The sequence below is a fragment of the Streptomyces sp. NPDC050732 genome (genome assembly GCF_040654255.1).
In the GTDB taxonomy this organism is placed as follows: domain Bacteria; phylum Actinomycetota; class Actinomycetes; order Streptomycetales; family Streptomycetaceae; genus Streptomyces.
On the sequence record NZ_JBFAHP010000007.1, the window covers coordinates 204,614 to 217,630 of the forward strand.

General features: G+C 69.3%; 8 protein-coding genes. 1 reads left to right on the top strand and 7 read right to left on the bottom strand.

Annotated features, from left to right (window positions below; genetic code table 11):
• Nucleotides 1-57 precede the first annotated feature (57 nt).
• The 3 genes from pyk to pta form a co-directional block, all read right to left on the bottom strand.
• Nucleotides 58-1,488, bottom strand: a complete 1,431-nt coding sequence (gene pyk / locus AB0H82_RS08940; RefSeq protein ID WP_362990366.1) for a pyruvate kinase — start codon at nucleotides 1,486-1,488, stop codon at nucleotides 58-60.
• A 73-nt stretch (nucleotides 1,489-1,561) separates the two neighbouring features.
• Complete coding sequence (locus AB0H82_RS08945) at nucleotides 1,562-2,779, bottom strand: acetate kinase (protein WP_362990368.1); 1,218 nt, start codon at nucleotides 2,777-2,779, stop codon at nucleotides 1,562-1,564.
• Between the two features lie 23 nt (nucleotides 2,780-2,802).
• Nucleotides 2,803-4,884 (bottom strand): phosphate acetyltransferase, encoded by a 2,082-nt coding sequence (gene pta / locus AB0H82_RS08950; protein ID WP_362990370.1) that lies wholly within the window; start codon nucleotides 4,882-4,884, stop codon nucleotides 2,803-2,805.
• Between the two features lie 320 nt (nucleotides 4,885-5,204).
• Between pta and AB0H82_RS08955 the strand changes: the two genes are divergently transcribed.
• Nucleotides 5,205-6,230 carry a 6-phosphofructokinase gene (locus AB0H82_RS08955; protein ID WP_362990372.1) on the top strand — a complete coding sequence of 342 codons (1,026 nt, stop codon included), beginning with the start codon at nucleotides 5,205-5,207 and terminating at the stop codon, nucleotides 6,228-6,230.
• Nucleotides 6,231-6,275: 45 nt separating this feature from the next.
• Here the strand turns inward: AB0H82_RS08955 and AB0H82_RS08960 are convergent, their stop codons facing one another.
• The 4 genes from AB0H82_RS08960 to AB0H82_RS08975 all read right to left on the bottom strand — a co-directional run bounded on the left by AB0H82_RS08960 (nucleotide 6,276) and on the right by AB0H82_RS08975 (nucleotide 13,016).
• Nucleotides 6,276-6,908, bottom strand: a complete 633-nt coding sequence (locus AB0H82_RS08960) for a helix-turn-helix transcriptional regulator (RefSeq protein WP_362990441.1) — start codon at nucleotides 6,906-6,908, stop codon at nucleotides 6,276-6,278.
• Between the two features lie 280 nt (nucleotides 6,909-7,188).
• On the bottom strand, nucleotides 7,189-7,734 hold the full coding sequence (locus tag AB0H82_RS08965) for a hypothetical protein (protein WP_362990374.1): 546 nt from the start codon (nucleotides 7,732-7,734) through the stop codon (nucleotides 7,189-7,191).
• A complete protein-coding gene (locus AB0H82_RS08970; protein ID WP_362990376.1) occupies nucleotides 7,706-12,229 on the bottom strand; it encodes a DUF6531 domain-containing protein in 4,524 nt (1,507 codons plus the stop codon). The genes AB0H82_RS08965 and AB0H82_RS08970 overlap by 29 nt, the downstream gene beginning before the upstream one ends.
• 334 nt (nucleotides 12,230-12,563) lie before the next feature.
• Entirely contained in the window at nucleotides 12,564-13,016 is a 453-nt protein-coding gene (locus AB0H82_RS08975; protein ID WP_362990378.1) for a hypothetical protein, read from the bottom strand.
• Between the last annotated feature and the right edge of the window lies 1 nt (nucleotide 13,017).

Below are 13,017 nucleotides of genomic sequence, written 5' to 3' on the forward strand. Positions count from 1 at the left end.
GAGGGCGCCCCCTGAACCAGGGGGCGCCCTCGCCGTTCGCGTGCGGGCGGACCGGCGTCAGTCGCGGTCGCCGCCGCCCAGGTGGTGCACCCGGACCATGTTGGTGGTGCCCGGGACGCCGGGGGGCGAACCTGCGGTGATGACGACCGTGTCGCCGTCGTTGAAGCGGTTGAGCTTGATCAACTCGGCGTCGACGAGCTCGACCATAGCGTCGGTGTTGTCGACGTGCGGCACGACGTAGGTGTCCACGCCCCAGCTCAGCGTCAGCTGGTTGCGGGTCGCCTCGTCCGTGGTGAAGGCCAGGATCGGCTGGGCCGCGCGGTAGCGGGAGAGGCGGCGGGCCGTGTCGCCGGACTGGGTGAAGGCCACCAGGGCCTTGCCACCCAGGAAGTCGGCGATCTCGGCGGCGGCACGGGCCACCGAACCGCCCTGCGTACGCGGCTTCTTGCCCGGCACGAGCGGCTGCAGCCCCTTGGAGAGCAGCTCCTCCTCGGCCGCGGTGACGATCTTCGACATCGTCTTGACGGTCTCGATCGGGTACGCGCCGACGCTCGACTCGGCCGACAGCATGACCGCGTCGGCACCGTCCAGGATGGCGTTGGCGACGTCGGACGCCTCGGCGCGCGTGGGGCGCGAGTTGGTGATCATCGACTCCATCATCTGGGTCGCGACGATCACCGGCTTGGCGTTGCGGCGGCACATCTCCACGAGGCGCTTCTGCACCATCGGGACCTTTTCGAGCGGGTACTCGACGGCGAGGTCGCCACGGGCCACCATCACGGCGTCGAACGCCGCGACGACGCCCTCCATGTTGGCGACGGCCTGCGGCTTCTCCACCTTGGCGATGACGGGGACCCGGCGGCCCTCCTCGTCCATCACCTTGTGGACGTCCTTGACGTCGTTGGCGTCGCGCACGAAGGACAGGGCGACCATGTCGCAGCCCATCTTCAGGGCGAAGCGGAGGTCGTCGATGTCCTTCTCGGAGAGCGCGGGCACGTTCACGGCCGCGCCGGGCAGGTTGATGCCCTTGTGGTCGGAGATGACACCGCCCTCGACGACGATCGTCTTCACGCGCGGGCCGTCCACCTCGACGACGCGCAGCTCGACGTTGCCGTCGTTGATCAGGATCTGGTCGCCCTTGGAGACGTCGCCCGGCAGACCCTTGTAGGTCGTGCCGCAGATCGACTTGTCGCCGGGGACGTCCTCGGTGGTGATGGTGAACTCGTCACCGCGCACCAGCTCGACGGGTCCCTCGGCGAAGGTCTCCAGACGGATCTTCGGCCCCTGGAGGTCGGCGAGGACGCCGACGGCACGGCCGGTCTTCGCGGCGGCCGAGCGGACGCGGTCGTACCGCCCCTGGTGCTCGGCGTGCGTGCCGTGGCTGAAGTTGAAGCGGGCCACGTTCATGCCGGCCTCGATCAGCGAGACGAGCTGCTCTTCGGAGTCGACGGCGGGGCCCAGCGTGCAGACGATTTTGGAACGGCGCATGGGGCGATCCTATCGGTTTGTTTCGCTACGGAATATTCCGTCTGGTGGAATCTACAAATGGGCGGCTGTGCGCTCAGGCGTTGCGGTCGCTGACCAATGCATACGTCTGATCGGCGATCTCCAGTTCTTCGTCGGTGGGCACCACGGCGACGGCCACGCGCGCGTACTCCGGCGAAATGAGCCGGGCTTCGTCGGAACGTACGGAATTGAGCGCGCCGTCCACCGCGAGCCCCAGCTCCTCCAGGCCCGCCATCGCGGCCTCCCGCACCGGAGCGGCGTTCTCGCCGACCCCGGCGGTGAACACGATGGCGTCCACCCGGCCGAGCACCGCGTAATACGCGCCGATGTACTTCTTCAAACGGTGGATGTAGATGTCGAAAGCGAGTGCCGCCTCTTCGTCACCGGCGTCGATACGGCGCCTGATCTCCCGCATGTCGTTGTCGCCGCAGAGGCCGATCAGACCGCTCTTCTTGTTGAGCAGAATGTCGATCTCGTCGATGGACATTCCGCCGACCCGGGCGAGATGGAAGATCACCGCCGGGTCCATGTCACCGGACCGGGTACCCATGACGAGCCCCTCAAGCGGCGTGAGCCCCATCGACGTGTCGACACAACGCCCGCCCCGCACCGCGCTCGCCGACGCGCCGTTGCCCAGGTGCAGCACGATGACGTTCACGTCCTCGGGCGCCTTGCCGAGCAGCTTCGCGGTCGCGCGCGAGACGTACGCGTGGGACGTGCCGTGGAAGCCGTAGCGCCGCACGCGGTGCTCGTCGGCCGTCGCCACGTCGATCGCGTAGCGCGCCGCGGACTCCGGCATCGTCGTGTGGAACGCCGTGTCGAAGACGGCGACCTGCGGCAGGTCGGGGCGGAGTGCCCGGGCCGTGCGGATGCCGGTGATGTTGGCCGGGTTGTGCAGCGGCGCCACCGGGACGAGCCGCTCGATCTCCTTGAGCACCGCGTCGTCGATCACCGTCGGCTGCGTGAACTTCAGACCGCCGTGCACCACCCGGTGGCCGATCGCGGCCAGCTCGGGGGAGTCGAGGCCGAGCCCGTCGGCGGACAGCTCGTCGGCGACGGCCCGCAGCGCCGCCTCGTGGTCCGCTATCGGCTCCTCGCGCTCACGGGACTCGGCGCCGCCGCCGGTCAGCGGGGTGTGCTTGAGCCGGGAGGTCTCCTCGCCGATCCGCTCGACCAGGCCGACGGCGAGACGTGAGCTGTCACGCATGTCGAGGAGCTGGTACTTCACCGACGACGAGCCGGAGTTGAGGACGAGTACGCGCGTGGCGGTCACTGATCGAGACACCTTCTGTGGGGTTACTGGTTCGGCGGCTGGGCCTGGGACTGGATCGCCGTGATGGCGACGGTGTTGACGATGTCCTGGACGAGCGCGCCCCGGGACAGGTCGTTCACCGGCTTGCGCAGGCCCTGCAGGACCGGGCCGACGGCGATCGCGCCGGCCGAGCGCTGCACGGCCTTGTAGGTGTTGTTGCCGGTGTTCAGGTCGGGGAAGATCAGTACGCTGGCCTGGCCCGCGACGTCCGAGTCGGGCAGCTTGGTGGCCGCGACCGACGGCTCCACGGCGGCGTCGTACTGGATCGGCCCCTCGATCTTCAGGTCGGGGCGCTGGCCGCGCACCAGCTCGGTGGCCTCGCGCACCTTGTCGACGTCCGCGCCCGAGCCGGACGTGCCCGTCGAGTACGAGAGCATCGCGATCCGCGGCTCGACACCGAACTGCTCGGCGGTGGAAGCCGACTGCACGGCGATGTCCGCGAGCTGCGGGGCGTTCGGGTCCGGGTTGACCGCGCAGTCGCCGTACACGAGCACCTTGTCGGCGAGGCACATGAAGAAGACGGAGGAGACGATCGAGGCGTCCGGCTTGGTCTTGATGATCTCGAAGGCCGGGCGGATGGTCGCCGCCGTCGAGTGCACGGAGCCCGACACCATGCCGTCGGCGAGGCCCTCCTGGACCATCAGCGTGCCGAAGTAGTTCACGTCGGCCACCACGTCGTACGCGAGCTCGACGGTGACGCCCTTGTGGGCGCGCAGCTCGGCGTACTTCGCGGCGAAACGGTCCCGCAGCTCGGAGGTCTGCGGGTCGATGAGCTCGGAGTCGGCGAGGTCCACGCCGAGGTCGGCGGCCTTCTTGCGGATCTGCTCGACCGGGCCGAGCAGGGTCAGGTCGCAGACGCCGCGGCGCAGCAGCACGTCGGCGGCGCGCAGCACCCGCTCCTCGGTGCCCTCGGGCAGCACGACGCGACGCATGTCGGAGCGGGCCCGCTCCAGGAGCTTGTGCTCGAACATCATCGGCGTGACCCGGTCGCTGCTGGGCGCCGAGACGCGGCCCAGGAGGTCCGCGGTGTCGACGTACCGCTCGAAGAGGCCGAGCGCGGTCTCCGCCTTGCGGGGCGTCGCCGCGTTCAGCTTCCCCTCAAGCGCGAAGAGCTCGGCCGCCGTGGGGAAGGAGCCGCCGGAGACCGCGACGACCGGGGTGCCGGGGGCGAGGCGGTCGGCGAGGGTCAGGATCTCGGGGCCCGGCTGCTCGTTCAGGGTCAGCAGGACGCCGGCTATGGGCGGCGTACCGGCGCTGTGCGCGGCGAGCGAGCCCACCACGAGGTCGGCGCGGTCGCCGGGGGTGACCACCAGGCAGCCCGGCGTCAGGGCGTTCAGGAAGTTCGGCAGCATGGCGCCGCCGAAGACGAAGTCCAGGGCGTCGCGCGCGAGCCCCGAGTCGTCGCCGAGCAGCACGCGGCCGCCGAGGGCGTGGGTGATCTGCGCGACCGTCGGCGCGGAGAGCGCGGCCTCGTCCGGCAGCACGTAACAGGGCACGGGGAGGCTGGCCCTCAGCCGCTCGTGGATCTCGTCCCGGTCGGCGGGGGCCACCCGGTTCGTGATCATCGCGAGGACGTCGCAGCCCAGCGAGTCGTACGCGCGATAGGCGTTCCGCGTCTCGGCGCGCACCGACTCGGCGGTCTGGTTCTTGCCGCCGACCACGGGGAGCACGGAGGCACCGAACTCGTTGGCGAGGCGGGCGTTCAGCGCGAGCTCGTCGGGCAGCTGGGTGGCGGCGAAGTCGGTCCCCAGCACGAGAACGACTTCATAATCCCTCGCGACCCGGTGGAACCGGTCCACGAGCTGCGAGACCAGTTCGTCGGTGCCCTGCTCGGCCTGGAGCGCGGACGCCTCGTGGTAGTCCATGCCGTACACGGTCGCGGCGTCCTGCGAGAGGCGGTAGCGGGCCCGCAGCAGGTCGAAGAGGCGGTCGGGGCCGTCGTGGACGAGCGGCCGGAAGACACCGACCCGGTCGACCTGGCGGGTGAGGAGCTCCATGACTCCCAGTTCGACGACCTGGCGACCGTCTCCCCGGTCGATCCCGGTCACGTACACGCTGCGCGTCACCCGTGCTCTTCCCTTCTTCCTGCTTGCCTGCTCGCTCGCTCGCCCGCTTGCTTGCTTGCTTGCCGGGGTTTGTGGGGTACCCCATCGAGCTGGACAAATTACCTGATATCGCGGCTGTGCCCTCTTGACAATACCTCTGCGGCTGGCTAAGTCGCCCGCCGGACGAAGCCCTGGCGCGACGGGCCCCGGAGCCTCTGCCCCACCCCTGCCCCTGGATCGGACAGACATCCGTCGGACAGGTGTGAGCGGCGACCCCCTTCCGGCCGTGGAACAATCGGACCGGCTCACAAGTACCAGTAGCGAGCAGGAGACACAGCGCGATGCGTATCGGAATTCTCACCGCGGGCGGCGACTGCCCCGGCCTCAACGCAGTGATCCGGTCGGTCGTACACCGCGCCGTGACGCACTACGGCGACGAGGTCATCGGCTTCGAGGACGGCTACGCGGGCCTGCTCGACGGGCGCTACCGCCCCCTCGACCTGAACGCCGTCAGCGGCATCCTGGCCCGGGGCGGCACCATCCTCGGCTCCTCCCGCCTGGAGCGCGGCCGGTTCCGCGCGGCCTGCGACAACGCCAAGGACCTGATCGAGAGGAGCGGCTTCGACGCGCTCATCCCGATCGGCGGCGAGGGCACCCTCACGGCGGCGGGCATGCTGGCCGACGCGGGCGTGCCGGTCGTCGGCGTCCCCAAGACCATCGACAACGACATCTCCTCCACGGACCGCACCTTCGGCTTCGACACGGCCGTCGGCGTGGCCACGGAGGCGATGGACCGCCTCAAGACCACGGCGGAATCCCACCAGCGCGTGATGGTGGTGGAGGTCATGGGCCGCCACGCGGGCTGGATCGCCCTGGAGTCCGGCATGGCCGGCGGCGCGCACGGCATCTGCCTGCCCGAGCGCCCCTTCGACCCCGCCGACCTGGTCGCCCTGGTCGAGGAGCGCTTCTCGCGCGGCAAGAAGTTCGCGGTGATCTGCGTCGCCGAGGGCGCGCACCCGCTGGACGGCACCATGAACTACGGCAAGGGCGCCATCGACCAGTTCGGCCACGAGCGCTTCCAGGGCATCGGCACGGCGCTCGCGTACGAGCTGGAGGCCCGCCTCGGCAAGGAGGCCAAGCCGGTCATCCTCGGCCACGTCCAGCGCGGCGGCACCCCCACCGCGTACGACCGCGTCCTCGCGACCCGCTTCGGCTGGCACGCGGTGGAGGCGGTGCACCGCGGCGAGTACGGCAAGATGACGGCGCTGCGCGGCACGGACATCACGATGGTGCCGCTCGCGGAGGCGGTCACGGAGCTGAAGACGGTCCCGAAGGACCGGATGGACGAGGCGGAGTCGGTCTTCTAGCGCTTCTTCGGGGACGGTTCGGGGGCGGTGGCGGCCCGGCGATGATCAGGTCCGGCCGCCGCCCCGGGCCAGCGCCCAGAAATGCTCCAGGATCCGCTCCAGGAAGTCCCGACCGGCCTCCCCGGACGCGTCCGAACCGGCCCCGCCGCCCCAGCTCAGCGTCCGCGCCATCCGGGACTGGTAGTCCTCGTGCAGCTGCCGCAGCACGTCCTCGACGTGCCGCTTCTCCAGGGGCAGCAGCTTGCCGACGGGCCGCACGTACCCCTGCCACCGGGTGGTGACGGCGCTGCGCAGCAGCTCGGCGAGGGGCTCGGCCCGGCCGGTGACGGTGACGAAGTCGGGCACGGAGAGCTGGAGGACCCGGGCGAGGGCCTCGGACTGCCGTTCGTTCCCGCGCCAGGTGTCGGTCTCCTCCATGCGCAGATACGCCTGGATCTCCACGCCGGCCTGACGGGCGACGTCCTCCGGCGCGAGCCCGCGGGCGACGCGGTGCTCGCGCAGGGTCCGCGCGGCGCCCATGAGCTCCCCGGGGGAGCACCACAGGGTCGCGGCCAGCGCGGTGAGCTCGGCGGACGTGGGCGAGGCGAGCCCGCGCTCCCAGGCGGCGACGGTGTCGGCGGTGATGTACGTGAGTCCGTAACTGGCCCGCAGCCCGTAGGCGACGTGCCCGTGGGCCATCCCCAGCGCCTCCCGCAGGCGCCGGGCGGCGGGGAAGTTGAAAGGGGGCGTGGGCCGGTGCGGCGGCTGACCGGGTTGGCTCGATTGCACGGGCACACCGTAGGCGCCGCCGGGGGTGGTGACTACGGTGTGTTTCTACGAGGTTGCGGATTGGTGGGAAGGTACGGGGGCCGGGCGACGGCACAGGGGCCCGTACGTCGGCACGCTCCGAGCAGTTCCTCCGTCGCCCGCCCGCACTCCCGGATGAGCTGTATCCGACCCGACTGGAAACGGGGCGACTTCAGGCGGTCGGGTCGAGGTGGCTTTCCAGCTCGCTTTCGACTGCCGACAGGTGATCAGCGAGTGTCGATGCCATGATTTCGCACGGGGCGGTGCCCTCTGAATAGACACCGCCTTCGACTCGGGACGGTGGAAGCCGGTAGACGGTCGACCCGTCGGTGCCGCTCAGTGCGTAGAGCGAGCCCCCGCCGTCCGAGCCGAAAACAATGACGGAGTCCTCGCGGCTGCCCATGATCCTGGTCGGCAGATCGCCCCGCATTCCGGAGAGGGTGTGACCCACCGGGTGGATGAAGAATCCCGATTCCAAGTCGGGGAGACTCACCTCGGCCACCTTCTGGTAGAAGGCGACGAGGTCTTGAGGCACCCCTTCGGCAGCGGACAACTCGTCGAGGGCTGGGGAAGGTTCGGCAGCCCTCGCCACGAAGTTCTCGTCCGGCGGGTATCCGAACTTCCGCTCGAACTGCTCGGTGAAGGAGGTGGCGTACCCCTCCATCCGGCTGACCCAGCCTTCGATCCACTCACCAGTAATAGTCACGGAATCCCTCATCGATCGTCCGGCTGAAACTCTCGATCTCAGCTCTCGTTGCATTTGGGTTGGCTGCTCGGAAATCTGCCCAGTGGTTGGTTATGTCCTGATGGTGATTTGTGGTCCGCCCCCCTGACCTGCTGCCCAGAATTCCCCTCATGTTCGATGGGTGGTCAAAGTCGAAGTCGGTGAACTCGGGGTGGCCACGATACTCCTGAGGTATGGCATGGTGGGCGTCCCAGTCCCTGGGCAGGCGCTGACGGCCGTCGCGGGCGAGCGACGCCTGGAACCTTCCTCGGTAGTTTTCGAGGCGAATGGTCGGAAACTCCGGATCCATTCCTTCCGGTACGCACTCTTCCGGGGCCAGCCCCAGAGGATCGGACGTCCGGTCCGGCGACGCGACATAGGCGTGGTGGTTCGGAGCGGGTTCGAGGCCGAGCGGGTCGGGCGAGATGTACCGGGCCGTCTCCGGGTCGTAATGCCGGTGGTAGTTGTAGTGGTGTCCGGTCTCGGCGTCGGCGTACTGGCCGGGAAAGCGCAACGGACAGTCGACCGGCCCCGGCTCGGCGGGGAGCGTGCTGCCCCAGGCAGTTGCCCTGTGCCGCCAGACGATCTCGCCCGTCTCGTCGATCAGTTCCTTCGGAGTTCCCACGAGGTCGGCGACGATGGAATAGAAGCGGGCGTCCGTCTCGTCGCCGTACACCGTCTGAGCCACCGGCTTGTGGCTTCCCGGCGTGTAGTCCCAGGTCGTCACGGAACCGCCGCTGTCCACCTGTTCGGCGAGGCGTGTGCCGTCCCAGCTGAACCGGATCTCCTGCAGCGTGTCTCCGGACGCGCCCACGCACCGCTTGGCGACCCTGCGGCCGACCGGATCGTAGAGGTACCGCCAGTGCTGCCCGTCGGGAGTGGCCGTCTCGACCAGTCGGTCTTCGGCGTTCCAGGTGTAGGTCCAGGTGCGTGTCCGGCCGTTCAGCAGCCGACGGGACTTGCGGGTCAGACGGCCCTGCGCGTCGTGCTCGTAGACGGTGCGGCCCGCGCGCCGGATCACCGTGCCGACGAACTCCCGGGCACCGGCACTGGACGAGCCCTGCGCGGTGCGGCCGTAGGGAGACTCTGCGTGCGTGAGGTTGCCGGTCGTGTCGTACGCGTACTGCTCGGTCCAGCCCGCCGCGGTGACCGCCGTGGTGCGGCCGTCGGCTCCCGACATGAAACGGTACGTGCCCGACAGGTGGTCTCTGAGCTCGGCGAGTCGCCCATCCTGTTCATAGGTGTACGCGCGCTCTTGAAGGAGCCTTCCGGAGCCCTCCGGGTGCGCCGTCGCCGTCTGTCCGATGAGCCGGTCGGCAGAGTCCCAGAACTGTGTGAGTGTGTAGACGTCGCCGTGGCGTCTGCTGACCTCGCGGCCCACGGCGTCGTGGTCGAAGGCCAGGGTCCGGCCGGCGGACGAGAGAAGACACGGCCTGTCGGCGTCGTCGAAGGACCATTCCGAGACGTGCCCGCCGGGGGTTCTGCGAGCCGTACGACGGCCGAGTGCGTCATACGTGTAGGCCGTGAGACGCCCGTCGATGTCTTCGGTTGTGACGTGCCCGAGGAGGTTGTGCTCCAAGCGGAGATCGACCCCGCCGTTGTTGGCATGAATCAGGCGCCCAGCGGCGTCGTATGCGTACGTCGTGGTGCCGTCCGCGGTGGTCTGGGCGATGGTGCGGCCCATGGCGTCACGAGTGAACGAGACGGTCTCGCTTCCGGCGTTGGTGCGTGCGCTGAGACGGCCGGCACTGTCGTGGGCGTAGGCGAGTGTTCTCCCGTTGAAATCGGTCTCGGAGACGAGGCGCCCGGCTTCGTCGTAGACGTAGGTCCAGCAGAGCCCCTGCGGATCCGCCACCTGGACCAGGCGCATCTCGGTGTCGTAGGTGAAGCGGTAACTCTTGCCGTCCGGCCCTGTCCGGCCGGCGGGCAGGTCGAAAGCGCCTGTGTCGAACCGTGTGAGGCGCCCCACCGCGTCGCGGTGTTCGAGGAGGTTGCCCTCGCCGTCCCACACCCACCGTGCACGACTACCGCTGTCTGCTTCCTCGCGCCATTCCAGCTTGCCCTCGGGCGTCCACCCCGTGCGGGTACGGCGGCCCAAGGCGTCGACGACCAGCGCGGCCCGCCCGAAGGCGTCACGTTCGACGCGGGCGGTGTTCCCGAGTGGGTCCGTCGCGCCGACCAGCAGCCCCGCCGCGTCGGACTCGAAAAGGCTGGTGCGGTTCAGCTGGTCGGTTACCGCGCTGGGGCAGCCGCGGTCGTCGTATGCGTAACAAGTGGTGAAGCCCGCCGGGTCGGTCGTCCGGACCCGGTTGCCCCGCTCGTCATAAGCGTGCCGCCAGACCGCTCCGTCCCTGCCGACGGTGGTGACCGGCTGATGCCACTCGTTGTACTCGGCTCTCTCGGCCGTCCCGTCGGGGTGGTGGACCGCGACGAGATCGCCCGACTCGTCGTAGTCGAAGGTCGTGCTGCCGCCCAGCGGATCCGTGAAGGAGAGGAGGCGGTTGTACCGGTCCCAGGAACTGCGGGTCGTGTGCCCAAGGGGGTCGGTGACCGCCGTGCGCTGCAGCAGCTCGTTGTGGACGTACTTGGTGGTGTGGCCCAGGGAGTTGGTGTATCGAGTCTCTCTTTCGTCCGTGTCGTAGGTGATCGTGCAACTGAGGATGGAGTCAATGCCCTCGCCGCGTATGCAACGGTCGTGGTCGTCGTACGTGAAGCGGTACCAGGAACCGTTTCGGTCGGTCCATGAGGTGACGCGGGCATGTTCGTCATAGGTGAACCTGAAGGGCGAACCGGAGGAGTTGAAGACCTCGCCGAGGTTGCCGTCGGCGTCGTACCGGTAACGCAGCAGCGTGGTGCCGACGGATCCCGCCTCGGGATCGCGCAGGCGCAGCGCGGTGACCCGACCTCGGTCGGTGTCGACGTCGATGTGGTAGCCGCCGGAGTGGCGTACGGCGACAGGGGTGCCATCGGCGGCGCGGTCGAAGTCGATGCGGTGGCCGTTGCGGTTCGAGATCGCGGTGAGCGGCAGGGTGAACGGCTCGTCGTTCCCGGCGGCTCGGGCGGCGGGCGTGAAGCAGCGGGTGAGGCCGGTGGTGGGGTCGGTGATACGGATCGGAGCGCCGGGGGTGCCCTCCCAGTCGAGGGGCAGGCGCGGTCCGTGCAAGGGCATGACGGAGGTGCCGGGTTCGGGCACCGGATAGGTGAGGATCATGCCGTCCTCGGTGGCGAACACCGCGCCCTCGTGGTCGAGTTCGAGGCGCTCGTCCAGCGTGGAGGCCCACGACGGGCCGAAGGACCGGCCGGACGTGTACGTGGACAAGTGCGTGCGCCGCAGTACGACCGGGAGCAGGCCCGGCAGCTCGACGTCGGTCTCCTCCATGATCATTTCGCCGGAGACCATGTCGATGGGGTCGCCGTTCTTGCAGCGGCCCTTTCCGGGCTTGCTGGTGGCCACGTCGTCCGCGCCGCGCCGCAGGCCGTTCTTGAGGCCCTTGGCCATGCCCTTGAGGCCGGCCTTGCCCAGCCCTTTCATGCCCTTGGCCAGTCTGCCGACGGTGGTCAGACCCTTGCCGCCGGGTATGCAGTCCAGGGCGGCGAAGGCCACATCCATCAGGCCTGCTTGGCCTTTTGCGTATTTGTTGAGGGTGTCGGCGAGGACGATGGCTCCGGCGACGATGACGATCGCGGCGAGGATCGGGCCGCCGATGATGATCGCGATGACACCGACCACGGCGACGACGACCTTGCAGACGGCGACGATGGCGTCCCAGTTGTCGGTGACCCAGTCACCGATCTCCTCCCACCACTTGCGGTTCCGAATGCCCGCGTCGGAGGCCTCGTCGATCTTCCGCTTCGCCGTCCCGGCGGCCTCCTCCCGCATCTTGCGGGCGTCCTCGGCCATCTTCTTCGCCGCGTCCAGCGCGCTCTTGGCTGAGTCCACATCACCCTGCGCGGACTTCTGCGCCTTCTCCGCGGAGGCCGCGTTACGGGTGGCGGCCCTGACCTTGTCCGGGTCGGGCTTGGGGACGTCCTTGCTCTTGGAGCCGCCGTCGTCCTGGTACTTGTCGGCTTCCTTGCCCGCCTTCTCCACCCAGGACTCGGCGGAAGACAGGCGGGACTTGGCGCTGCTGAGATCCGCCTGCGCCTCGCGGCCCTTGACCAGCGCCTTGTCCGCCAGGGTCTGGGCGCGCTCCAGCTCCGGCCAGTACGCGGACAGCGCGTCGCCCGCCATCTCGTAGGACTTCTTGAGCTTCTTCAGCTTGTCCGGGGCGTGCTCGAACTTCTCCGTGAACGCGTCCGCGGTCTTGCCCGCCCACTGCAGGATCGCGTCCTCGCCCGCCATCCCCTTGATGTCCCGCAGCACACGGCCCACGTCATCGGCGAAATCGTGCAGGTTCTTCGCCAGCGACCGCACCCGGTGCGGATCACCCGGCGTCGGATCCTTCTCCAGGTCGAGTACGTGCCAGTCCGTCGGCCGATGGCCCCCCATGCGACTTCCTCCGCCCCACCTGCACCGCCCGTAACCGTACGCACGAGCGAAGTTATCGAATGAACCCGCGTACGTGAAGGCGGATATGGGGCGTGGGGAGGGTGCCCAGGGCTACGGGGCGAGGAGCATCTTCAGCGTGTGCGCGTACTCACGGGTCGGCGTCGGCCAGTGCTCCGGCGAGCAGCTCCACCGCGATCCGCACCGCCTTGGCGATAAGTTCCGCACCTCGTGAGGGTTCCCGTCGCGGCGACCGCGCCGATCTCCACGATGCCGCCGAGCGGCCCGAAGACCGAGCGGGCGAGCAGGTGTTCCGGGATGTCCCATGGCGGGCGCCTCACGCCCGGCACGCGGCGTTCCCGCGGTCGGCCATGGTCTTCCCGGTGATCCAGACGCCCTGCTTGTTCAGGCGCAGTCGGCTGCGGTACAGCACGAAGTCGTCCTGGGACGGGGGAGCCGCCTCCGCGGTCTTCCCCGTCCCGAGGCTCTTGTTGTGCGCCTTGCGCTGGTCCTCGCAGTAGAGCAGGCCCGCCGTTCTGCGGACCTTGTCACCCGGCTTGGTCCACTCGAACTTGTACGTCAGGTCCGACGGCAGCTCGATCTTCGGCCGGCCCGCCACCGTCCTGGTGGAATCGGTCGGCGGCGCCGAGTTCTTGTTCTCGCCTTCCTGGCCCGCGTCCGCGAGCGCGTCGTTGTCCGTGAGCTTGCCGTCACCGTTCCCGCAGGCAGCCAGAAGCAGAGCGGCGGTCACGGTGAGCGCGGCCGTCGCGAGGTGGAGGGGGCGGGGCACT

Bases quoted from the DNA above. Each gene is read 5' to 3' on its own strand.
- AB0H82_RS08965 (WP_362990374.1), bottom strand. From the start codon at position 7,734: ATGAGGGATTCCGTGACTATTACTGGTGAGTGGATCGAAGGCTGGGTC.
- AB0H82_RS08955 (WP_362990372.1), top strand. From the start codon at position 5,205: ATGCGTATCGGAATTCTCACCGCGGGCGGCGACTGCCCCGGCCTCAAC.
- pyk (WP_362990366.1), bottom strand. From the start codon at position 1,488: ATGCGCCGTTCCAAAATCGTCTGCACGCTGGGCCCCGCCGTCGACTCC.
- AB0H82_RS08960 (WP_362990441.1), bottom strand. From the start codon at position 6,908: ATGGCCCACGGGCACGTCGCCTACGGGCTGCGGGCCAGTTACGGACTC.
- AB0H82_RS08970 (WP_362990376.1), bottom strand. From the start codon at position 12,229: ATGGGGGGCCATCGGCCGACGGACTGGCACGTACTCGACCTGGAGAAG.